At 71.3% G+C, this 23,169-nt stretch carries 13 protein-coding genes; 9 read left to right on the top strand and 4 right to left on the bottom strand.

Annotation, left to right across the window (positions count from 1 at the left end; all coding sequences use genetic code 11):
* Positions 1 to 401 precede the first annotated feature (401 nt).
* From CCN51_RS22805 to CCN51_RS22795, 3 genes are all read left to right on the top strand, one after another.
* Entirely contained in the window at positions 402 to 1,601 is a 1,200-nt protein-coding gene (locus CCN51_RS22805) for an AAA family ATPase (protein WP_170061327.1), read from the top strand.
* A gap of 19 nt (positions 1,602 to 1,620) precedes the next feature.
* Positions 1,621 to 3,276, top strand: coding sequence for a VWA domain-containing protein (locus CCN51_RS22800; RefSeq protein WP_086860020.1), 1,656 nt, complete (start codon positions 1,621 to 1,623; stop codon positions 3,274 to 3,276).
* A 161-nt stretch (positions 3,277 to 3,437) separates the two neighbouring features.
* Positions 3,438 to 4,337 carry an aminoglycoside phosphotransferase family protein gene (locus tag CCN51_RS22795; protein WP_014172753.1) on the top strand — a complete coding sequence of 300 codons (900 nt, stop codon included), beginning with the start codon at positions 3,438 to 3,440 and terminating at the stop codon, positions 4,335 to 4,337.
* A gap of 111 nt (positions 4,338 to 4,448) precedes the next feature.
* On the opposite strand, the gene CCN51_RS55045 is transcribed toward CCN51_RS22795, so the two are convergent.
* On the bottom strand, positions 4,449 to 4,907 hold the full coding sequence (locus tag CCN51_RS55045; RefSeq protein WP_158104696.1) for a type 2 periplasmic-binding domain-containing protein: 459 nt from the start codon (positions 4,905 to 4,907) through the stop codon (positions 4,449 to 4,451).
* Between the two features lie 66 nt (positions 4,908 to 4,973).
* Here CCN51_RS55045 and CCN51_RS22785 point away from each other — a divergent pair, with 66 nt between their 5' ends.
* From CCN51_RS22785 to CCN51_RS22775, 3 genes are all read left to right on the top strand, one after another.
* Complete coding sequence (locus CCN51_RS22785; RefSeq protein WP_086860018.1) at positions 4,974 to 15,287, top strand: type I polyketide synthase; 10,314 nt, start codon at positions 4,974 to 4,976, stop codon at positions 15,285 to 15,287.
* A gap of 69 nt (positions 15,288 to 15,356) precedes the next feature.
* Positions 15,357 to 16,700 (top strand): cytochrome P450, encoded by a 1,344-nt coding sequence (locus tag CCN51_RS22780; RefSeq protein WP_014172750.1) that lies wholly within the window; start codon positions 15,357 to 15,359, stop codon positions 16,698 to 16,700.
* A 4-nt stretch (positions 16,701 to 16,704) separates the two neighbouring features.
* On the top strand, positions 16,705 to 18,165 hold the full coding sequence (locus tag CCN51_RS22775) for a cytochrome P450 (RefSeq protein ID WP_014172749.1): 1,461 nt from the start codon (positions 16,705 to 16,707) through the stop codon (positions 18,163 to 18,165).
* A 78-nt stretch (positions 18,166 to 18,243) separates the two neighbouring features.
* Here CCN51_RS22775 and CCN51_RS22770 read toward each other — a convergent pair whose 3' ends face one another.
* Positions 18,244 to 19,410 carry an NAD(P)/FAD-dependent oxidoreductase gene (locus CCN51_RS22770; RefSeq protein WP_043485915.1) on the bottom strand — a complete coding sequence of 389 codons (1,167 nt, stop codon included), beginning with the start codon at positions 19,408 to 19,410 and terminating at the stop codon, positions 18,244 to 18,246.
* Between the two features lie 348 nt (positions 19,411 to 19,758).
* On the opposite strand from CCN51_RS22770, the gene CCN51_RS22765 reads away from it, so the two are divergent.
* Positions 19,759 to 20,166 carry a DUF302 domain-containing protein gene (locus CCN51_RS22765; RefSeq protein ID WP_014172747.1) on the top strand — a complete coding sequence of 136 codons (408 nt, stop codon included), beginning with the start codon at positions 19,759 to 19,761 and terminating at the stop codon, positions 20,164 to 20,166.
* Positions 20,167 to 20,224: 58 nt separating this feature from the next.
* Here the strand turns inward: CCN51_RS22765 and CCN51_RS57700 are convergent, their stop codons facing one another.
* Positions 20,225 to 20,674, bottom strand: coding sequence for a PGF-CTERM sorting domain-containing protein (locus tag CCN51_RS57700; RefSeq protein WP_014172746.1), 450 nt, complete (start codon positions 20,672 to 20,674; stop codon positions 20,225 to 20,227).
* Positions 20,674 to 21,657: an alpha/beta hydrolase gene (locus CCN51_RS22755; RefSeq protein ID WP_014172745.1), complete on the bottom strand. Its 984-nt coding sequence runs from the start codon at positions 21,655 to 21,657 to the stop codon at positions 20,674 to 20,676. Before CCN51_RS22755 ends, CCN51_RS57700 begins: the two co-directional genes overlap by 1 nt.
* A 198-nt stretch (positions 21,658 to 21,855) precedes the next feature.
* On the opposite strand from CCN51_RS22755, the gene CCN51_RS22750 reads away from it, so the two are divergent.
* Both CCN51_RS22750 and CCN51_RS22745 read left to right on the top strand, forming a co-directional pair.
* Positions 21,856 to 22,509: a TetR/AcrR family transcriptional regulator gene (locus CCN51_RS22750; RefSeq protein ID WP_043485914.1), complete on the top strand. Its 654-nt coding sequence runs from the start codon at positions 21,856 to 21,858 to the stop codon at positions 22,507 to 22,509.
* A 221-nt stretch (positions 22,510 to 22,730) separates the two neighbouring features.
* Positions 22,731 to 23,141 (top strand): VOC family protein, encoded by a 411-nt coding sequence (locus CCN51_RS22745; protein WP_014172743.1) that lies wholly within the window; start codon positions 22,731 to 22,733, stop codon positions 23,139 to 23,141.
* The last annotated feature ends 28 nt before the right edge of the window (positions 23,142 to 23,169 follow it).

Raw genomic sequence — 23,169 nt, 5'->3', positions numbered from 1 at the left:
GCCAGCCGGCCGTGAGGCGTTCACCGCCCGCCACCCCAGGATCACCGCGGACACCGACGGCGCCCGGCCAGCGCGTCGAGGTGCGTCGGCACTGTGGGCGATGCCCCGGCCGGGGTGGAGTTCGCGTGGTGGAACCGACCGCTGAGGGGCGTACGGCGTTCCTGCGCGCTGTGGCGTCCACGCCCACGTGGTGGAGGAGTACTTCGTCAAGCCACTGGAGCCGACGACTACGCCCGGCTGACCGGCGCACTGAGCGAGATCGACAAGGCGCTTCGCGCAACACCCGGTAAAAGCAGCCCAGGTAATCTCTAACACCCTCAGCTGCTTGTCACTTCGTCGTAGCTTCGGGGAGCAGGGCCGTCTCGTCAGTCCAACGGGGATTCATGGGGAAGGAGTTGAGTGTGGGCGCACAGGACGCGCAGGACACGGCCAAGAGGCTGCGGGCGATCAGCGACGAGCTGTCGGACCGTTTCTACGAGCGGGCAGACGTGGTGCGGACGCTGGTGGTCACGCTGCTGGCCGGGCAGCACTCACTGGTGCTCGGCCCGCCCGGAACGGCGAAGTCCGAGATGGCCCGGGAACTCACGGGCAGGGTCGAGGGCGCGGCCTACTGGGAGATCCTGCTGTCGAAGTTCACTGCGCCGACGAGGATGTTCGGTCCCATCGACGTCGCCGCGCTGGCCCGGGGTGAGTACCGACAGGTTTACGACGGCCGCGCCACGACCGCGCATGTCGCGTTCATCGACGAGATCTTCAAGTGCTCCACGGCGGCGCTGAACGAGACATTGGGCTACCTCAACGAGCGGATCTACCACCCCGAGAGCGGTGGCGAGCCGATCCGTTGCCCGCTGATCGGTGCCATCACGGCGAGCAATGAACTACCCGGCGAAGAGGACGCGGCCGCGATCTACGACCGGCTGCTGGTGCGGATCGAGGTCGGGTACCTGGAAGATCCCTCGAACTTCGCCGCGCTGGTCCGCTCCGCCGTCAGCCGCCCGGCGGCACCGACACGGACCACGGTCGAGCTGGCCGCGTTGCAGCATGCCGTGACCGAAGCCGTCCCGGCCGTGGACGTGCCCGATGCGATCGTGGATGCGGTGTGTACGCTGCGGGCCGCCCTGCGCCGCAAGGAACTCGTCGCTTCCGACCGCCGCTGGCGGCAGGCGGTGGGCCTGCTCCAGGCGTCCGCGTACCTCGACGGCCGCCCGGCGGTCGCCGAGACCGACCTGTCGGTGCTGACTCACGTGCTGTGGGACTCGCCCGCCGAACGCCCGGCTGTCGAGCGCGAGGTGCTGCAACTCGTCAACCCCGACGCCAGGGAGGCGCTCGACCTGGCCGACGCCATCGGGGAACTGGAGGCCCAGCTGGACGCCATGGCCGGGCAGTCCCGTGAGGCGCTGAGCGAATGGGTCATCAAGAAGGCCCACAACAAGCTTGCCATGGCGGGGAAGCGGCTGGAGAAGCTGCGCGAGGAGGCGGCGAGCGCCGGCCGCTCCACCGCCGCCATCGACCGAGTCACCGGCCGCCAGCGCGCCGTCCGCGCCCGCGTTCTCACCGAGGCCCTCGGCGTGGACGCGAGCATGGTGCAGGCCCAACTCTGAACACCGGCGGGACAGAGCCATGGACAGGACACCGAGCACGATCAACGAGCCGGCGAGCCGGGCCGGGAAGTGGCTGGGCCTGCCCGCCGCCGCTCCCCAGCGGCACACCGCGGCCGTGGTCGCGGACCGGTTCGACCAGATCACATGGCGCGACACCTACGAGCAGTCGGCCGGCGTGCGCGAACTGGCCGAGGAGCTGCACGAGCGCCACGACTGCACCACCGACCTGCTGACCGACGTGTTCCTGGCCGCCTACAAGGTCAGCCCGCGGTTGCGCGAGCGCGCCGAGATGGACCTCTCCCGGCTGGTCAACCACCAGGTCATCACCGCGCTGGTGGAGTCACCGGAGTTCGCCGAGCTGCGCCGGGAGACGGCCGGCGACCCCTACGCCGCCGCTATGGCCGTACTCGCCCAGGCCGCCGTGCTGCGCGGAATGCTGGAGCGCTCCCGGAAGGCCCAGCAACAGGCCGAGCAGGCGAAGAAGACCCAGCAGGACGCCGAAGACGCGGCGACCGCCGTGAGCGACGCGCTCCAGCAGGCCGCCGACGAGGCGGACCGGTCCGACGGGTCCGGCACCGTGCCCGCCCCGGTCGCCGACGCCCTGCAACAGGCGATCGAGGCCGCCGCGGCCGCCGCGCGGCGGGCCGCCCAGGACGCCGCCCAGGACGCCGCCCAGGACGCCGCCCAGGACGCCGCACAGGGCCTCGCGGCGGCGGCCCCCGATATCCGTGCCGCCGCGCGGATGGCGGCGGCGAAGGCGGCCGAGGCCGTACGGGAGGAGGCCGCGCTGATGCGGGCATGGGGCGTCGGCCCCGGCGAGCTGGAACGGATGCCGTTCGACCAGCGCGCCCGGCTCGCCGAGCGGCTGCGCACCGGCCGTCTCGCACAGTGGGCCGAGCTGATCGGTCGCTTTCGGCAGATGGCCAGTGGTGAGCGCGCCCGCAAGGTGGAGAACGCCCCCGGGGAGCTCGTCGGCGTCACGCTCGGCAATGACCTCTCCCGCGTCATCCCCTCCGAGCTGGCCAACCTCGGCCTGCCTGAGCTGCGTGCGGTGTTCGCCGTGCGCTATGCCGCCGGGGAGCTGATGCTCTACGACAGCCAGGGGGAGCACACCACCGGCCAGGGCGCCATCATCGCGTGCGTGGACACCTCGCACTCCATGTACGAGGCAGGGCCCGGCGGAGTCACCCGGGAGGCGTGGGCCAAGGCGTGTGCCCTGGCGCTGCTGGATCAGGCCCGCCACGCGGGGCGTGACTTCGTCGGCATCCTGTTCTCCGCCGCCGACAAGATCCAGGTCTTCCGCTTCCCGGCGGGCCGGCCCGCCGGCATCGACCGGGTCCTCGACTTCGCGGAGACCTTCCTCGGCGGCGGCACCAGCTATCAGGCGCCGCTGACAGCGGCCGGCGCGCTGCTGGAGGAGGAGTTCAACGACGCCGCCCGCACGCGCGGCGACATCGTGATGATCACCGACGACGAATGCGGCGTCACCGAGGAATGGATGCGCGGCTGGAACGACGCCAAGCACCTGTTGGGCTTCCGGGTCTTCGGCGTGGCCATCGGCGCCCCGCGCACCGCCGAAGCCGGCTCGGTCCTGGAGGCCCTGTGCGACAACCTCCGCTCCATCGAGGACCTCACCGACGTCCACGCCGCCGCCGACCTCTTCCGCGTGATCTGACCCGGCCTCCTCCTCTCAACCTCTCTTGGACTACCCAGCAAGTACGCGCGACGCCCGCAGAAAAGACGCCCGCGGAAAACCGGTCGACAGACGAGTCCACGGGGCACTGTGATGGCTCCGACTGCCCGCCGTTTGGAGCGGGCCCACCGCAGGAGTTGCACTTGGCAATCGGGAGAACCGCTGACCCGCGCCCCGCGATCGATGCCGCACTGGCCAGGTGCCTGGTCGATACGCAGTTCCCGCAGTGGGCCGAACTGCCTCTCGAACTGCTCGATCCGGCCGGTTCGGACCATGTGATCTACCGGCTGGGGAAGGACCTGTCCGTGCGGCTGCCCCGCCATGCGGGGGCCATCAGGCAGGCCGTGAAGGAGTTTGAGTGGCTCCCCAGGCTGGCTCCGCACCTGCCATTGGCCATCCCGGTACCGGTGGGGGTGGGTGAGCCCGACTTCGACTATCCGTGGCCGTGGGCGGTGTCCCGCTGGCTGGACGGCGAGGTGGCGACTGCCGAGGCCCTGGCCGACTCGTCCCGTGCCGCCGTCCAACTGGCGGAATTCCTCACCGCCCTTCAGGAAATCGTGCCCGAGGAATTCCCGGTCGAGGACGCTCGCGAGGACCTCACCGGTCGGCCGCTGGCCGACCGGGATCGCGCGACGCGGGCCGCTATCGGGGAGGTCGACGGTACGTTCGACACCGCGGCCATGACCGCGCTGTGGGACGCGGCGCTGAGCGCCCCCGGATGGGATCGCCCTCCGGTCTGGTTCCACGGCGACTTCCACACCGGCAACCTGCTGACCGTCGACGGCCGCCTCAGCGCGGTCATCGACTTCGGCGGGCTCGGCATCGGCGACCCGGCCTGCGACCTGACCATCGCCTTCACCCTGATGTCTGCCGGGAGCCGGGCTGCCTTCCGTGCCGCGCTCGGCGTCGACGACGCCACCTGGACCCTGGGCCGCGGCTGGGCCCTGGCCACCGGCCTGAACGCCTACACCTCCTACGCCGCCGTCAACCCGCGGGTCGCCGCGCAGACCACCCGCCAGATCACCGCGGCTCTGATCGGTTGATCAATCGATCTCAGGAGGGCCGGCCCCGTGGGTGAGGGCCGTGAGCGCGGGCAGCCAGGGCTTATGGGTGTGTGCGGGGGCCAGATCGCGGTGAGGGTTGCCGACACCCCCTCAGATCGGCGCCCTTCGACCGGCGAACAAGTCGCCTTCGTCGAGAGAGGTGGGCAGGCCCAGGGGCGGCACGATGCTCACTCCCAGGCCCGTGTCCACCATGGCGATGACAGTCGACAGTTCACCAGCCTCGAAGGCGACGTCGAGTACGGCCCCGATACGGCGCACGTACGCGAAGCGCTTCGCCGCCGAGATGCCGCACACCGAACTGGTGCGCATCCCCGCTGCCGGGCACATCCCGATGGAGAACGACCCCGCGGCGGTCGCCCGCGCCCGCGTGATGCCAGGGTCTCCGGCGCGCGGGGCGAAGCGGTGGACCGCATCGTTGTCGACCGTGATCCGGGGACGGCTGGTGCGGTGAAATGCCTCGCGCGGCGGGGGGAGCGCCTCCCGCGGTGCTCCGACGGCCTTGCCGGCAGCGCCCGGTCTTCCCGGCCAGGGGCGGTTAGGGGGTTCCACGACGGCACCGGGCCTCCCTAGGGTCCGGATGCCCGCTCTCCTCGTTCTCGCCTCCCAGGGAGTGCTATGACCGGCGGACATCCTTGCAGGCCGGAAGGCGAGCCGATCGCCATCGTGGGGTACGCGTGTCGGCTGCCGAAGGCGCCCGATCCCGAGGGTTTCTGGCGACTGCTCCGAAACGGCGAGGACGCCGTCGCGTGGCTGCCGCGCGATCGCCGGACTCTCATCGCGGGGCCCGGGGCCCGGGGAACGGCAGCCGAGGGCCCCCGCCGGGGAGCCTTCCTCCACCGCATCGACCACTTCGACGCCTCTTTCTTCGGGATGGCACCGCAGGACGCCGCGGCCATGGATCCTCAGCGGCGCCTGGCGCTCGAGCTGAGCTGGGAGGCGCTGGAAGACACCGGAGTGGTCATCGACCGCGTCGAGAACGGCGAGACCGGGGTCTTCCTCAGCGCGGCGAGCGACGACTACGCCGCCGTACTGCGCACGCAGGGCGTGGAACCGCCTCCCGGGACGGATCGGCACACCATCGCCGGCACGGTCTCCTCCTTTCTCGGCACCACCGGACCGAGCGTCGCGGTCGACGCCGCCCAGGTGTCCGCGCTCGCCGCCGTCCACGCCGCCGCCGAGAGTCTGCGTCGGCGGGAGTGCGCGCTCGCCCTCGCCGGTGGTGTGCGCCTGCGCTACGGGTGGGATGAGGACCGGCCCGATCGGCTGACGGAGGAAGCGCCGGTCCTCGGCGAGGGTGGCTGTCTGTTCGCCTTGAAAAGGCTCTCCCGGGCTCTCGCCGGCGGCGACCGGGTCCGGTGCGTGATCCTGGGCGGCGCGGTCCGCGACGGCCGCGGCGAGGAACCGGCCGACCCGCAAGACATCGCACAGGCCCAGGTGTTGCGCGACGCGTGTGCGCGAGCCGGTGTCTCGCCCGGCCGCGTCTCGTATCTCACGGTCGACGGCGTCGGCACCTCGGCCGGCGACGGCATCGGGGCGGCCACGCGAGCGCTGCTCGGCTCCGGCAGGGCGCGCGGCTCCGAGGCCGCGACGGATGGGGCTGACACCGGTTTCGGCCGACTGGGCAGCGTGGCGGGGGTGGCGGGACTTCTCAAGAGTGTGTTGTCGATCGAACACCGGTGCCTGCCGCCTGCCCCCGGTGATACGCGCCGCTTGCCGCGCCCGTGGTCCGGGACGGACGGCCAGCTGGTGGCCGGTGTGCTGGCGTCCGGGACTGAGGGCACGCACTGCCACCTCGTGCTCGGCGAAGTCCCGTCGGCCACTTGCGGCACGGCTTCTACCCGAGGCACAGCCTCGGCCCCATCGGCCACTCGCAGCACGCCATCCGCCCCGGCCCGGCCCCGGCGGGCGGTACGGCACGGCGGCGCGCGGCCGGCCATGGTCGTCCCCTGGGTGGTGTCCGGCCGGACCCCCGCCGCGTTGCGGGCGCAGGCGCGGCGGCTGCTCGACCATGTGGCGGGGCGCCCACAGCCGGCGCCGGAGGACATCGGGTACTCGCTGGCGACCACCCGGTCGTCCTTCGAGCACCGGGCGGTGGTCCTCGGCGCAGGTACGGAAGACCTCATGGACGGCCTGGAGGCCGTGGCCGCCGGGCGGGACGACCCGCGCCTCGTCCTGGGCCGGACGGTCCCCAATACGGCGGTCCCCGAGACGGCGGTCCCCGAGACGACGCTCTCCAAGACTGCCGTCCCCAAGACCGAGCCCGTGTTCGTCTTCCCCGGTCAGGGCCCGCAGTGGCCGGCCATGGCGCGGGAGCTGCTGCGGACTTCCGAGGTGTTCCGGGAGGGCGCGGAGGCCTGCGCCGCGGCGTTCGAGCCGTTTCTCGACTGGTCGTTGCTCACCCTGCTGAGCCGCGACGAGCCCGATCCGGCTGCCTGGACGCGGGCCGATGTGGTGCAACCCGCCCTGTTCACCACGATGATGTCGCTGGTCGGCCTCTGGCGTTCGCACGACGTCGAACCGGCCGCCGTGATCGGGCACTCTCTTGGGGAGGTCGTGGCCGCCTGTGCTGCCGACGGGCTGTCGCTGACAGACGGGGCTCGTGTCGTGGCGCTGTGGAGCAGGGCCCAGGCGAGGCTCTCCGGGCGCGGGGCGATGGCCTCGGTCCTGCTGCCCGAGGAACAGGTGCGCTCACGGCTGCGGCCCTGGGGGGAGCGCCTGGCTGTCGCCGCGGTCAACGGGCCCCATTCGACGGTGGTTTCAGGTGACGGCGACGCAGTCCGCCAGTTCCTCACGGAGGTCTCCGCGCTGGGGGTTCGCGCCCGCCCGGTCGCGATCGATCTCGCCATGCACTCCCCTCAGGCGGACGAGCTGATGGACGAACTCCGGAGTGTGTTGGCACCCATCAGGCCCCGGTCGTCGCGCATCCCCTTCTATTCCACTGTCACGGGTGACCGACTGGACACCAAGGAGCTGGATGCCGATTACTGGTGCCGGAATTTGCGCCGGACCGTCCGGTTCGAGCAGGCGGCCCGGCTGGCGCTCGGACACGGGCACCGGCTGTTCGTCGAGTCGAGTCCGCATCCGGCGCTGGCCATGGGGTTGCGGGACACCTTCGAGGATGCCGCTCCGGAGGCCGTCGTCGTGGGCACGCTGCACCGCGACCGGGGCGGCATGGAGCAGTTCCGCCACTCTTTGGCGCGCGCCCACGTCCACGGTGCACAGGTGGACTGGACGCCCGTGTTCTCCGTGCCCGACGTTCAGCGTGTGCACCTGCCCACGTACGCGTTCCAGCGGCAGCCCTGCCGCCCGCGAACCCCCGGTGACGCGTCGCCCGCATCCGCCGCGACCGGCTCACCTCGCCAGGCCGGCCGGTTCTCCGGCCCGTCCCAAGCAGAGCGCCGCCGCCTGCTGGAGCTCGTACGACGCCAGGTGGCCGAGGTGTTGCGGCTGCCCGGAGCCGGCGCGGTGGAGCCGGAGCGCGGTTTCGAAGAGATCGGCCTCGACTCCGCGGCCGCGCTCGAGCTGCGCGACGGCCTCGGCTCCGCCACCGGATTGCGGCTGCCGGCCATCGTGGCCTTCAACCACCCCACCGCGGGAGAGCTGGCCGACCATCTGTGCGAGCTGCTGGAGGGCACGCGGCCGGCGAACGACCCGCCGCCGGTGAGCGGCCCGGCCGATGCCGTCGGTGAGCCGATCGCGATCGTCGGGATGGCCTGCCGGTTCGCGGGGGCCGTGCGCTCTCCGGAAGAGCTCTGGCGGCTGGTCGCCTCCGGCAGCGAGATCACGCCGGGCTTCCCCGGCGACCGGGGTTGGGACCTGGACGCCCTCTACGACCCGGACCCGGACCGGGCGGGCACCACATACGCACGTGGCGGCAGGTTCCTGGCCGATGCCGCGGACTTCGACGCGGGCTTCTTCGGAATCAGTCCGCGCGAGGCCCTGGCGATGGATCCGCAGCAGCGGCTGATGCTGGAGGCATCCTGGGAGGCGTTCGAACGAGCCGGGATCGCCCCGGCCACCCTGCGCGGCAGCCGTACCGCGGTGTTCGTCGGAGCGTACGACCAAGGCTATGTGCCGAGACCGTACCGGGCGCCGGAGGGGCTTGAGGGGTATCTGCTGACCGGTGGCCTGGGCGGTGTCGTCTCGGGACGGATCGCGTATGCCTTCGGTCTGCGGGGCCCGGCGGTTACCGTGGACACGGCGTGCTCGTCGTCGCTGGTGGCCGTGCACCTGGCCGCCCGGGCGCTGCGCTCCGGCGAGTGCGGACTGGCGCTGGCCGGCGGGGTTGCGGTCGTCGCGGATCCCGGGTTGCTCGTGGAACTCTCCCGGCAGAAGGCCCTGTCGGCGGACGGCCGGTGCAAGGCCTACTCCGCCGCCGGGGACGGCTTCGGCGTCGCCGAGGGGGCGGGCGTACTGCTCCTTGAGCGGCTGTCGGACGCTCGGCGCGCCGGACATCCGGTGCTCGCGGTGATCCGGGGCAGCGCGATCAACCAGGACGGGGCGAGCAACGGGCTGACAGCGCCGAGCGGGCCGGCCCAGGAGCAGGTGATCCACGCGGCCCTCGCGGACGCCCGCCTGTGCGCCGCGGACGTCGACGCCGTCGAGGGGCACGGGACGGGCACCGGGCTCGGTGATCCGATCGAGGCGCACGCGCTGCTGGCCACCTATGGCCGGGGACGCCCGGCGGAACGGCCGTTGTGGCTGGGGTCGCTGAAGTCCAACATCGGACACACCCAGGCCGCGGCCGGAGTCGCGGGGGTGATCAAGACGGTCCTGGCGCTGCGCCACCGGACGCTCCCGGCCACCCTGCACGCGACGGAGCCCTCGCCGCATGTGGACTGGGCGGACGGCGCCGTCCGGCTGGTGACCGAGGCGACGCCCTGGCCGCGCAGCGGACGGCCGGGGCGGGCCGGGGTCTCCTCGTTCGGCATCAGCGGCACCAACGCCCATCTGATCCTGGAAGAAGCCCCTGAAGACGAACGAGATCTCGCCGCGGAGGGCAGTCGTACGGGGACACCGTCCGCAGCGCTTCCCGTCGTGCCGTGGGCGGTGTCGGCCAGAAGCCTTCAGGCGCTGCGGGACCAGGCGCGCAGGCTGCGGTGTTTTGTGGCTGACGACCGGGGCACGGAACCACTCGACGTCGGGTATGCCCTGGCCACCACCCGATCAATGCTCGAGCACCGTGCGGTGGTCCTCGCCGCGGACCGCGATGGTTTCCTGCGCGGCCTGGACGCGCTGGCGCACGGGAAACCGGCGCCGGAGGTCGTCGAAGGCCGGGGGCCGGCCCATGCCGGAGCCGCCCCTACCGTGGTCTTTGTCCTCCCCGGCCAGGGCGTGCAGTGGGCGGGAATGGCCACCGAACTGCTGGCCTCGTCGGCGGTGTTCGCCGAACGGATGGCGGCGTGTGCCGAGGCCCTGGCCCCGTACGTCGACTGGTCGCTGCCCGATGTGCTGCGCGGGGCGGCGGGCACGCCGCCACTGGACCGCGTCGATGTGATCCAGCCGGTGCTGTTCTCGGTCAACGTCTCTCTCGCCGCGCTGTGGCGGTCCTGCGGTGTGGAACCCGACGCGGTCGTCGGACACTCCCAGGGGGAGATCGCCGCGGCGCATATCGCGGGTGCCCTGTCCCTGGAGGACGCGGCGCGGGTGGTGGCCCTGCGCAGCCGGGCGGTCGGCGCCCTGGCCGGTCGTGGGGGCATGGTGTCGGTGCCCCGGCCGGCCGGGGAGGTCACGGCGTCCCAACAGTGGCAGGGTCTGAAGGACCGGTTGGCGGTGGCGGCGGTCAACGGCCCCGGTGCCACGGTGGTCTCCGGTGACGCCGAGGCCGTGGCGGAACTGGTCGCGGCGTACCAGGCCGATGGGGTGGACGCTCGGCGGATCGCGGTGGATTACGCCTCGCACTGCCCACAAGTCGAGGCCGTCGAACACCGTTTGACCGACGCTCTGTCCGGTATCACCCCGCGCGCCGCCCGGATTCCCTTCTACTCCACCGTAACGGCCGGCCCCATCGCCACCACCGAGCTCACCGCCGGGTACTGGTACCGCAATCTGCGCCACACCGTACGTTTCCAGCAGACCGCCGAGGCGCTGGGAGCGGCGGGGCACCGGGTGTTCATCGAGGTCAGCCCCCACCCGGCGATGGTGGCGGCACTGCAGGAAACCCTGGATCGCAGCGGCGCCGACGACGCCGTCGTGGTGGGGTCGCTGCGCCGTGGCCAGGGCGGGATGGGTCGCTTCCTGACGTCGGTGGCGCAGGTTCACACGGCCGGCGTCGGGGTGGACTGGCCGAAGGTCTTCGACACGGCGCTCACCGGCCGTCCGGCGCCCCGGAGGGTGGAGCTGCCGACGTACGCCTTCCAGCGGGAACGCTACTGGCTGGAGCCCCCCGCCCCGCCCGGGGACACGGTGGCCTTGGGCGTGGACCCGGCCGATCACCCCCTGCTGGGCGCGGTCGTCGACCTGGCCGACTGCAGCGAAACGGTGCTCACCAGCCGGATCTCACTGCGGACGCATCCCTGGCTGGCCGACCACGCGGTGGCCGGTGTGGTGCTGCTGCCGGGCACCGCGCTCGTCGAGCTGGCCCTCCGGGCCGGGGACCAGGTCGGATGCGGCCGGGTGGAGGAGCTGGCCCTGGAGACTCCCATCGCCATCCCGGAAGGTGGCTCGGTGGTGGTGCAGCTCCAGGTCAACGCTCCCGACGCGGCCGGCCGGCGTGCGCTGGCCGTGTACGCCCGCATCGACGACGGCTCGGCCGCCGCACCCACGCCCGGAGAGTGGACCCCACACGCCACCGGTGTGCTGGCCGAAGCGGACACCGATGCCGACACCGCCGCGACGCCGATGGTGTGCGACGCCGAGGGAATGTGGCCGCCGGCCGGAGCGGCCCCGGTCGGCCTCGACGACGTCTACGAACGGCTGGCCGCACTCGGCTACCAGTACGGACCCGAGTTCCAAGGGCTGCGGGCGGCTTGGCGGGACGGCCGGGACATCGTGGCCGAGGTGTCCCTTCCGGGCACACAGGCCGGTGAGGCCGACCGGTTCGCGGTGCATCCCTCCCTGTGGGACGCCGCCTTGCACCCGCTCGCGCTCGGCCTGGCGGACGGGCGGGAAACGCCGCGGATCCGGCTGCCGTTCGTCTGGAGCGGGCTGACTGTGCACTCCCGTGGCGCCTCAGCGCTGCGTGTGCGACTGTCGCCACTGCGGCCGGACGAGGTCGCCGTGGCCGTGGCCGACGACCGTGGCCGACCGGTGGCCACCGTACGGTCCCTGGTGCTGCGCCCGGTCTCCGACGAGCAACTCCAGGCCGCCTGCACAAACCAGTCCGACGCGTTGTTCCAGCTGAAGTGGAACCCCGCCGTGGCCCCTGAGACATCCGCCACGGCCGTGGGCCGCTGGGCGGTGCTCGGCCCGGACCCGCTCGGTATCGTCGAGGCGTTGGGCGGGTCCGGCCGCCCGGTGGATGGGTACGCGGATCCGGCCCGGCTGATCGAGGCCGTCACCACGGGCGCTCCGCTCCCGGACACGGTGGTCGTCCCCGCCCTGGCGGACGGGGCACCTGCCCACCGTGCCGATGGCTCACCCGGGCCGGAGGGCTGGGCGGACCGCGGTGCGGCCGAGGCGGTGCACACCGCGGTGTACCGGGTCTTGGATCTGCTGCGGTCCTGGCTTGCCGAGGAACGGTTCACCGCCGCCCGGCTGGTGGTGCTCACGCACGGCGCCATCGCAGTCGTTCCGGGAGAAGGCGTACGGGACCTGGCGCACGCTCCGGTGTGGGGGTTGGTCCGCTCCGCGCAGGCGGAACACCCCGGCCGGTTCGTGCTCGTCGACGTCGACGGGCAGGCCGCTTCGCGCGCTCTGCTCCCGTCCGCCGTCGCCCTCGGGGAGCCACAGATCGCCGTACGCGCGGGCGCCGTCCACACGCCGAGTCTGGTCCGTGCGGGCCACGACGACGCCCTGAAGCCTCCGGTGTCGGCACGGACCTGGCGGCTGGAGCCGCCACCCACAGGCACGGCGGAGACCCTGGCCCTGCGGCCGTGTTCCATGGCGGCGACCCCGCTGGAGCCGGGGCTGGTACGGATCGCCGTACGGGCCGCCGGCCTGAACTTCCGTGACGTCGCCGTCGCGCACGATCTGGTGACCGGTCAGAAGGGACTGGGCGTCGAAGGCGCCGGGGTCGTCACCGAGATGGGACCGCAGGTCCGCGGACTCGCCGTGGGCGACCGGGTGATGGGTGTCTTCACCGGGTCTTTCGGCCACGTGGCGATCGCCGACCAGCGGCTGCTCGCCCGTGTCCCGGCCGGCTGGTCCTTCGCCCGGGCCGCGTCGGTCCCGATCGTATTCCTCACCGCCTACCACGCGCTCGTCGACCTCGCGGAGCTGCGGCCGGGGGAGTCCTTGCTGGTACACGCCGCGGCCGGCGGGGTGGGCATGGCCGCCGTGCAACTCGCCCGGCACCTCGGGGCCGAGGTCTTCGCCACCGCCGCGCCCGGCAAATGGGATGTTTTGCGGTCCATGGGGATCGGCGACGATCGGGTCGCCTCCTCGCGCAGCGTGGACTTCGAACAGCGGATCATGGGCGCCACGCAGGGGCGCGGCGTGGACGTCGTCCTGAACTGCCTGACGCGGGAGTTCGTGGACACGTCGCTGCGCCTGCTGCCACGCGGCGGCCGTTTCCTGGAGATGGGCAAGACGGACGTCCGCGATCCCCATGACGTGGCGGCGAGCCACCGTGGCGTCTCGTACCGGACCTTCGACCTGCTGACGGTCGAACCCGAACGGATCGAGCGGATGCTGACCGAGCTGCTGGCCCTGTTCGAACGCGGTGTGCTCAATCCGCTGCCGGTCACCGCCTGGGACGTACGGCAGGCCCCGGAAGCGTTCCGATTCCTCGGCCGGGGCCGGCACGTGGGCAAGAATGTGCTCACCGTGCCGCATGAGCTCGAACCCGACGGGACGGTGCTCATCACCGGCGGTACGGGGGTGCTGGGCGGGCTGGTGGCCCGGCAACTGGTGGCCACTCACGCGGTACGACACCTGGTCCTGGCCGGCCGGCGAGGCGGCGCGGCCGAGGGCGCGGCCCAACTCGTCGCGGACCTCGAGGAGTCGGGCGCCGAGGTCTCGGTGGTGGCATGCGACGCGGCCGACCGTGACGCGCTCGCCCGTCTCCTCGCCACCGTCCCTGCACGGCATCCCCTGACGGCCGTCATCCACGCGGCCGGTGTCCTGGACGACGGCGTGCTCACCTCGCTCACCCCCGAACGGTGCGAAGCCGTTCTACGAGCCAAGGTGGACGCGGCACTGAACCTTCACGCCCTCACCCAGGACGCCGATCTGGCGGCCTTCGTGCTGTTCTCCTCGACCGCGGGTGTGCTGGGCCACCCCGGCCAGAGCAACTACGCGGCCGCCAACGCGTTCCTCGACGCCCTCGCCGAACACCGCCGCGTACAGGGGCTCACCGCCGTCTCGCTGGCCTGGGGCCTGTGGGCCCCGGGCACCGGCATGACCGGACACATGAGCGACACCGACCGAGCCCGTATGGCACGTGAGGGCGTGACCCCCATGACCGCTCAGGAGGGCTTGGCCCTGTTCGACGCCGGCCGGGCCGCACACCACCCCTGCCTCGTCGCCGCCCGGCTGAACACGCCGGCGCTACGCGCCCAGGCCGCGGCAGGGCCACGGCGGTCGTCGCGCGGCTCGGCACACGGCCGCGCCGACCGGAACACGAACGTCCCGGAAGCGACCCGTGACCACCTGCTCGGGCTGCCCCCGGAAGGGCAGGACCAGGCTCTTCTGGAACTGGTCCAAACCCACGCCGCCACCGTCCTCGGCCACACCGGGACCGGCACGATCGAGGCGAAGCGCGAATTCCGCGCCATGGGGTTCGACTCCCTGACGGTGATCGAGCTGCGCAACCGTCTGGCACACGCGACCGGCTGCCGACTGCCCGCCACGGCCGTCTTCGACCACCCCACGCCCGTGGCCCTGGCCCGGGATCTGCGGGCGCGGCTGACGGCGGGGGATCCGGGTTCGGGTCCCGCGAGCGGGGTTTCCGGGGACGGGGGAGAGGGCGGCACAACATCCGATGAGGACACACCCAACACCATCGCTTCGATGTTCCTCGACGCCTGTGCGTCCGGGCAGGCCGGTGCGGGCATCGAACTGATCAAAGCCGCCTCCCGGCTCCGCCCCACCTTCGACCACCCCGGCGGCGAAGGCCCGCTGCCGGAGGCCACTCGGCTGGCGCAGGGGGACGGACGGCCTCTCCTGGTGTGCTTTCCCACGATCGCGGGCCCGCCCGATCGCCGCCATTACGCCGGTTTCGCCTCGGCCCTGGAGAATCGCCATGACGTATGGCATGTGCCGCTGCCGGGCTTCGCCGCGGGCGAGCGTCTCCCCGCCACCGTGGACGCGGTCGTCGAGCTGCTCTCCGACACCGCGCGAAAATGCGCCGGCGAGGCTCCTTTCGCGCTCGTCGGACAGTGCGCGGGGGGCTGGTTCGCGCATGAGGTGGCCCACCGTTTGGAGAGCCTCGGAATGGCCCCGGCGGGTGTGGTGCTCATGGACACCTACCCGCCCGACGACTCGGCCGTGGTCTTCGAGACGGCGATGAACAACGGCATGTGGGAAAGGGTGCGGACCCTCGTACCGGTGGACCATGCGATGGTCAGCGCGCTGGGCGGATATATCCGGGTCTTCACCGACTGGACACCGGCCGAGATCGCCACCCCGACCCTCCTGCTGCGCGCGCGGGACCCCTTCCCCGGAAGGACCGGAGAGCCGTTGGAAGGCTTCGACATCCGCCCCTCCTGGACACTTCCGCACACCGTCGTGGAAGTGCCGGGCAACCACCTCAACATGCTGGCCGACCACGCCGGTTCAACGGCGCAGTGCGTCCACGACTGGCTCACGACGGTGATCGGCACGGGCTGAGCCGCAGAGCAGGTTCCCGGCCCGGAAGACGACACCGCGCCCGACGCTGAGAACAGAAAGAACAAGAGAATGACCATGCCGAACACCTTCACCACCGGCCTCGCGCCCGGAGCGCTCCCCCTGCTGGGCCACGCCCGACAGCTGCGCCGGCAACCCCTTCCCTTCCTGGAGTCACTGCCGGGCGTCGGCGACCTGGCCGAGATCAGACTCGGCCGCGAGCGGGTCTATGTGCCCTGCCACCCCGAGCTGGTGCGGCAGGTCCTGACGGACGACCACACCTTCGACCGTGGTGGCGCGCTGCAGGATCACTTCGTCGAACTCTTCGGAGAGTGTGTGGCCACGGCCACGTACCGCGGCCATCGCAGACAACGCCGCCTCATCCAGCCCGCGTTCTGCCACGACCGGCTCGAAGGATATGCCCCGGTGGTGGAAGCCGAAGTCGCCGCCTTGCCGGACTCTTGGCGAGAGGGGCAGACATTCGATCTCTTTCCCGTGCTGTACACCCTCACCCTGCGATCCGTGATCCGCATGTTGTTCTCCGACCGGGTGGACGAGGCGACGATGGACGAGGTGCGCCGGCTGTTCCTCGCGATGACCGGCGGAGCCGCGCCGCGCCAAGGTGTCGCACGGCTGATCAGGGGAACCGGCCCGACGGAAGGACGCCGGCGGCGGGCGGCCCATCAGCTGCGCGGCGTCGTGGACCGGATCGTCGCGGACTATCGGCGTGCAGGCGAAACGGGGAAGGACATGCTGTCGGCGTTGCTCACCGCCCGGGAGGAAAACGGTGGGCGGCTGGACGACACCGAGGTCCGCAACCAGGCCATCATCATGCTGGCGGCCGGCAGTCACAGCCCTGCCACCGTGCTGACCTCCGTCTTCTATCTGCTGGCCGAGCACGGTGGAGCCGAGCACCGGCTCCACCGCGAAGTCGACGCCGTGCTGGGCGGGCGTCCGGCTCGCTGGACGGACCTTCCCGACCTGGCCTTCACGGGCCGAGTGATCACCGAGACGCTGCGCCTGTACGCGCCCGCGTGGACGATCTTCCGTAAGACCACCAAGGAAGTCCGGCTGGCCGGACGGGATCTGCCGGCCGGAACCACCGTTCTCGTCGTCCCTCTCATCCCGCACCGCCGCGGCGACCTCTTCGACTGCCCACGGGAATTCACCCCCGACCGCTGGCGCCCGGAGTGCGACACGGTCACCCAGCGCGGAGCGTTCAAGGCCTTCGGCGGTGGCGCGCGCAAGTGCGTCGGAGATGTCCTCGGCATGGCCGAACTCAAGCTCGTCGTGGCCACGATCGCGAGCCGATGGCGCCTGGAATGCCTCCCCGACGCGCGAGTCCGTCCCCACGCGGGGGCGGTCGCCCCGCCCCCGCGCTACCTTCCGGTACGGCTGGTCGAGCGGCGGCCGTGACGCCATGACCGACAACAGCCGACACCAGCCCGAGGCGAAACCACCGGTCGGGGCGAAACCACCGGTCGGGGCGCAACCACCCGGCGAGGCGCAACCGCCCGCAGGCGCCAAGCCACCCGCAGGCGCCAAGCCCCCCGTCGGGGATTTCTCCGCGGCGTCCGCGCGGGGCGCGGTTCCTCTGCTGGGACATGCCGCGCAGCTGCTGTTCAAGCCGCTGGACTTCTTCGCTTCCCTTCCGTCCCAAGGGGACCTGGTCGAGATCAGGATGGGGCCGTGGCCGGTCCATGTGGTCTGTCACCCCGAACTCGTCCACCGCCTCCTGGCATCGGACCGATGCTTCGACAAGGGCGGGCCCCTGTACGACAGGCTGCGCGGCCTGATCGGCGACGGTCTCGCCTCATGCCCGCATGCCGTCCACCGCCGCCGACGCAGGCTGGTGCAACCGGCATTCCACCACACCCGGCTTCCCCTGTACGCCAAAGTGATGACCCAGCAGATCGACGAAACGACGCGGTCCTGGGCCGACGGACAGATCCTGGATCTGCGCGAGGAGTTGACTGGCCTCGCCACCAGAGTACTGAGCAGGACGATCTTCACCGCGGACTTCAGCGGCCCGGCGATCGCGGCGCTCATCCCCTACGCGGAGCTGATCACCGCCAAGCTGAGCTGGCGGCTCCTATGGGACGCGGCGCTCAAGGGCGTCCCGACCCCCGGCAAGCGCCACTTCGCCCGGCGCACCGAAGAACTCCGTTCCGCCGTGTACACCATGGCCCGGCGATACCGCGCCAGTGACACCGACCACGGCGATCTGATGTCCATGCTGCTCTCCGCACGTGACGACGACGGCAGCGGGCTCACGGACGCGGAGATCTTCGCCGAGGTCGTGACGATGGTTCTCGCCGGTACCGGCACCGTCCCCAACACCCTCAGCTGGGCCTTCCACACCCTGGCGCAACACCCCGACATCGCAAAGCGCCTCCACTCCGAGGTGGACAAGGTGCTCGGCGGCCGAAGTGCCACCTGGGACGACCTGCCCGCCTTGCCTCTGACCGCAGCGATCTTCACGGAGGCGATGCGCCACTTCCCGTCGGATTGGCTCGTCACCCGTGTCACCACGGAAGACACCGAACTCGCGGGGCGCCGTCTCGCCGCCGGGAGCGTCGTCGCCTACTCGGGCCAGGTCATCCACCGACGCCCCGACCTCTATCCGCAGCCGGATCTCTTCCTCCCCGACCGATGGCTGGACACCGACCGGAAGCCGCCCCGGGGCGCGTTTCTCTCCTTCGGCGGCGGAGCGCGCAAATGCATCGGCGACAAGTTCGGCACGATCGAGGGCGTTCTCGCCCTCTCCACCATCGCGGCCCGCTGGCGCCTGGAGCCCGCCCACCCCGGCCGCGCCCGCTCCACATCATCGTCCAGGAGATCGACGCGGCCCCCGGCGATGCGCCTGGTCGCCCGTGGATGACGCCGGTCTGCGCGAAGCAGGACGTCGGGGGTTGAGGAGGGTTTCGTGAGTGTGGGTCGGGTCGGGCGGGCAAGTCGGTCACCGCGACGCCCGGATGCGAGTGAAGCGGCCACCGCGGGGCCAGAAGGCGCCCGAGGCGGGCATCTTCTTCATGCGGCCGTAGGTCGGCCAGGGCGAGGCGGTCACCGTCTCCTTGTACTTTGCCGCCATGCGGCCGGTCAGGCAGATCCGGCGGGGGCTGTCGTCTGGGTGGGTGAACTGCACGACAGCGTCGTTGCGGCCCAGGCTTACCGGGGTGTGGTAGTAGCCGAAGCGGAACGGCTTGGGCTCCCTGCCCTTCAGGACCCGGTAGATCGACAGCGCGGCGTGCACACCGGTCGGCATCCCACCCTGACAGGTGCCGTGCATCACGCCATAGCCCTGGCGGATCGCCGCCGCGTCGCCTACTGCATACACCTCGGGGTGGGACATTGAACGCAGCGCGGTGTCCGTGACGATCCGGCCGTGTTCGTCGACGGTCAGCCCGGCGGCGGCTGCCAGCGGCGACACTCGCGTACCACTCGTCCACAGGACCACATCGGCGGTGATGCTCTCCCCGCCCGCCGGCTCCACCGCGTGATCCAGCACCTTCGCCACCTCGACCCCGCTGCGCACCTGGACGCCCAGGCGCTGAAGCGCGGCCTGCATATACGCCTTGGCCTTCGGGTTCATGGCCGCGCCGGGCTCGGCCCGGCCCAGCAGCACGACGTTCAGCTCCGGGTGCCGCTCGGCGATCTCCGCGGCCGACTCGACACCCGTCAGCCCACTGCCACCGACCACCACCGTGCCCCCACGACCCAGCCGCGCCAGCCGACCGGCCAGCACCTCGGCATCCTGTGGGCTGTTCAGGGTGTAGGCGTGTTCCTCGACCCCCGGCACCGCCGAGGTGTCCGCCACGCCACCCAGCCCGTACACGAGCGTGTCGTACTCCAGAACCCGGTCGTCATCGACCCGCACGGTCCTCGCCCCGGTGTCCACCGCCGTCACCCAACCGCGCACGAACTCCGCGCCGGTTCCTTCCAGCAGCTCCGGGATGCTCAGCTCGGTAAGCTCCTGCCCGGTCACCGTCATGTGCAGCCGCAGCCGCTCGGTGAACCGCTCCTGCGCATTCACCACCGTCACCCGTACGTCCTCGCGCCCCTTGACCCGGGCGGCGAGCTGAACCGCCGCGGCCATGCCCGCGTACCCCGCCCCCAGAACCACCACACGGTGTGCGGTCGCAGTGCCGGTCTCCTCGGCTGGCTTGCTGACGACCACGAGATGCAAACAGCCCGGCCGGACGTGACATGGGTCGGATGTGACGTGCGGCACACAGTCCGGATCGAGGTCCGCCAGCACGACTCGCGGCCTTGACGACTGCCAAGCACGGGCGCCCTCTGGGGGCTGGTTGCCCGCGCTTTCTGGGCCTCGCGCTGGGGCCGCTGGGCCCCGACGGCTTCTCAGCAGTTTCGATAACCGGCTGCTGGCCCACGCCACCAGCGGTTGCATGCCCTTCCCACTCCCGGCACGCTGACCGCATACGCACCGTGACGGAAAGTGCCCGGCCCATGAGTGATGAACTCCTTCCAGATGGGCTCCTGGCAGGCCACGCTCGAGCTCGCGGAGATCAACGCCCCACACGGGTTCATGCGCTACTACCGCAGCGACATCACCGCTGCCATGGCCGGCTCGCCGTCCTCCTGGAAGGCCACGCAGTATCTGATGGGCAACCACACCATCACTGAACGCATGTTCCGCCACGATCCGTCGGTCATGCTGCACGCACCGCTGCGCACCCTGCTCTACGCGGACCCCGACGGCGACACCAAACTCGCCGTCGACCAGCCCAGCCTGCTGTTCGCCAGCTACGATAACTCGCGGATCGCCGACGTCCGCCGCGAACTCGACGCCCTCCTCGCCGGGCTGGTCACCCTCCTCGGCGGCGACGCACCTCCCCAACTGACGTCACGAGCCCGAAGCTGACGGCTCCGCTCCATACGGGTTGCATGGCTACCACCTGCGGAGTCCGCCTGAGTCGGCGTCACGCCGGTCGCGGTCGTCTCCACAACAACGCGACCGCCAGGAGTCCTGCCAGACAGGGAGCGATGCCGGCCCAGCCCAGCGCCGGCGGCAGGCCGGTCTCGCCGGAGGTGTCCTTGGTGAGCAGCCCGGTCAGCCCGACGCTTGTGCCGAGTATGAACATCAGGGTCGCGGCGGGGCGGGCCCACCGATTGCCCGTCTTGACCGCCCAGGCCGTCCCGAGCCAGGCGATGACGCCGAACGCTCCGATGGCAGACAAGAGGACCAGGTATGTGGTGACGGCCGTGTCCACACGTGTCTGGCTGTACGTGGGATAGCCGGCCCGGACGTGGTCGGCCAGTAGATGGGTGGTGGCACGGTCGAGGTACGGGACGATCGTCGCGATGACGGTGAGTCCAAGGCCCGTGTACATCGCCGCGACGGCCAGTCGCTCATGACGTGTCTTCGTCATCAGATTGCCTCCCTTTCGGGGCCCGCGCCGAGGGCGACTCGGAGGAACTCGAGGATCTCCGTACGGGCGGCCTCGGCCTGCGGTGCCACCCCCGGCATGCTGAGGAATGCGTGCCTTGCGCCCGGGTATTCGGTGAGCCGTACGGATGTCCCGGCCGCCCGCAGTCGCTCGGCGTAGCGGCGGCCGTGATCGGCCACCGCATCCTGGGTCGGCACCACCAGGAGCGCCGGCGCCAGCCCGTTCAGGTTGTCCGCGTACAGCGGCGAGAGCGCGCGAGTGTCGGTGCCCGGTGGTACGGAGAGCCGCTGGAACAAGCGCAGTTGCGGCATGGCGCGGGTCGGGCTGTACCCGTACTCGGTGATCGAGGCGTAGTCGAACATCGTCTCGGTCACCTCGACCGCGGGGTTGACCAGCACCTGCGCTTCGAGTTGCAGGCCGGCCTCCCTGGCCCGGATCGCAGCCAGGGCACAGATCAACGCGCCGCAGCTCTCGCCGAAGACGGCCGTGCGCGCTGGGTCGATGCCCCACTGCGCGGCGTGCCGGATCACGTGCTGGAGCACGTCCCAGCCGTCGTCGGCGGCCGCCGACAGCGGAGTTTCCTGGTCGAGGAGGCGGTGTTCGACCGAGACGACGAGCGCGGGCAACTGGGCGGCGAGGTGGCTGTTGACCCAGTCGCTCTGCACCGCCGTGCCCACGAAACTGCCTCCGTGCACATGGAGTACGAGTGGCAACTCGGCCCGGTCGGCCCCCCTGCCACCGTTCTCGGCCATCGGCCGGTACACCCGAACCGGCAGCTCACGGCCGGGCAGTGACACCTCCTGCCATTCAATCGCGGCGCCGGGATCCGGATCCCCGGTGATCGCCCGCGCCGCGCTGGACGCCCGAAAACGGTTCTCCGCATCGCGGTAGGCGACCAGTTCCTCGGCCGTTATCACCGAGAAGTCCGGCTCCGGTGGCCGCTTCGCGGCAGTGGCCTCGCTCATGTCTCCTTCTCCCCTTCCCCGGTCGGATGCCGGGTGTGTCGTGGTGGTCATGCATGCCGGGCGGCGCGCCGGTCGTGCAGTTGCGGTCGGGGCGCCCCCTGAGGTTCGCGCTCTCGGTCAAGCGCATGTCCTCATTATGCACGCGGTGCGTGCAACGCCAAGTGCATAGGTATGCTGAGTCGGGACGAGAGGAGCGAAATGGCAGGTCGAAGGCGCTGGTCGACTGAGGAGATCCTGGATGCGGCGGCGGAGTTGCTGCGTACGAGCGACGCCGAGTCGTTCAGTGTGCGCAAGCTGGCCGCAGCGCTCGGGACCGATTCCTCCAGCCTTTACCGGCACTTCCGCAACAAGACCGAACTGCTGCGGGCGGTCGCCGACCGGATCCTCATGGCCGCCATGGACGGCTACCATCCCGAGGGTGACTGGAAGCAGCGCATCACCGCCCTGGCCCTGCGACTGAGAGAAGCCTTCGGCCGGCAACCCCAGCTCGCCGCGATCTGGGGCCGCTACGCGTCAAGCGGCACCGGTTCCCGGCTGGTCATGGAAGAGGTGCTGCAGGCCCTGCGGGCATCGGGCCTGCCCGACGAGGAGATCCCGGCGCGCTACCACCGGATCGTGATCCTCCTCGCCGCGTTGATCGCCTCCGAGACCGGGGTCAGCACCATCACCCCCGAAGAGTACGAACAGGGCATGGAGCTGTTCCGCGTCGCGGTACTGGGCGCCGACCCCGAACGTTTCCCCGCCCTGTCCCACTTCGCCCGCGACATCCGCCCCCTCGGAGCGGACCGCCGCGCCGCATTCGAAGACATCCTCGTCGCCCAACTCGCCCATATCGAGGCCGGGATCCCCTGACGGGTGCCCTCTCGGCCTCCCGATGTTGTGTTCACCTGGTGGCGGCAGCCCGGGGCCTCAAGGGCCGAGCTGCCGACCGGCTTCTTGCCTATGGGTTCGTCCGAGTCGGCCGTGTTCAACCGGAGTCATGATCTCTCACGTGTGTCTCCCCCGATGTCTTCGGCTGATCCCTGCGACGGTACTTTTCTCACGACAGAGCAGCCCCAGCAGGAGGCAACAGGATGCCGGCCAACGCCACCGCGCATGTGCGCACCGCCCGCCCGTCACATGATCTACAAGCGGCGGAGAGGTTCTGGGTCTCCGGCCTCGGCCTCGACGTCCTGTACCGGCACACGTCGGATGGCACCCCTGGTGACCACTCGCTCCTGATGGTCGGCTGGCCGCATGCGGCCTGGCACCTCGAACTCACCCGTGACCCCCACGCCCCGGTGGCCCCGCGGCCGACGCCTGAGGACCTCTTCGTGATCTATCTCGGCGAGCCGGTGCCGGAGTCTCTGGTCGAGAGGCTCGAACAGCACGGCGGCAAGCGAGTACCGGCGCACAACCCCTACTGGGACACCTGGGGTGTGACCATTCAGGACCCGGATGGCTACTTGCTGGTGCTGTCCACCCGCTCTTGGTCCAACTCGTGACGGCGTGAGCGGCCTGAGCGGCCTGAGC

This window comes from Streptomyces milbemycinicus (genome assembly GCF_002154605.1).
In the GTDB taxonomy this organism is placed as follows: domain Bacteria; phylum Actinomycetota; class Actinomycetes; order Streptomycetales; family Streptomycetaceae; genus Streptomyces; species Streptomyces milbemycinicus.
Note: the sequence above shows the minus strand (reverse complement) of the source record. Positions and strands in the feature narration are given on the sequence as shown.

Coding starts and splice junctions, on each gene's coding strand:
- CCN51_RS22765 (WP_014172747.1), top strand. CDS start 19,759: ATGAACTCCTTCCAGATGGGCTCCTGGCAGGCCACGCTCGAGCTCGCG.
- CCN51_RS22780 (WP_014172750.1), top strand. CDS start 15,357: ATGACCATGCCGAACACCTTCACCACCGGCCTCGCGCCCGGAGCGCTC.
- CCN51_RS22750 (WP_043485914.1), top strand. CDS start 21,856: ATGGCAGGTCGAAGGCGCTGGTCGACTGAGGAGATCCTGGATGCGGCG.
- CCN51_RS22755 (WP_014172745.1), bottom strand. CDS start 21,657: ATGAGCGAGGCCACTGCCGCGAAGCGGCCACCGGAGCCGGACTTCTCG.
- CCN51_RS22745 (WP_014172743.1), top strand. CDS start 22,731: ATGCCGGCCAACGCCACCGCGCATGTGCGCACCGCCCGCCCGTCACAT.
- CCN51_RS22785 (WP_086860018.1), top strand. CDS start 4,974: ATGACCGGCGGACATCCTTGCAGGCCGGAAGGCGAGCCGATCGCCATC.
- CCN51_RS22800 (WP_086860020.1), top strand. CDS start 1,621: ATGGACAGGACACCGAGCACGATCAACGAGCCGGCGAGCCGGGCCGGG.
- CCN51_RS22775 (WP_014172749.1), top strand. CDS start 16,705: ATGACCGACAACAGCCGACACCAGCCCGAGGCGAAACCACCGGTCGGG.
- CCN51_RS57700 (WP_014172746.1), bottom strand. CDS start 20,674: ATGACGAAGACACGTCATGAGCGACTGGCCGTCGCGGCGATGTACACG.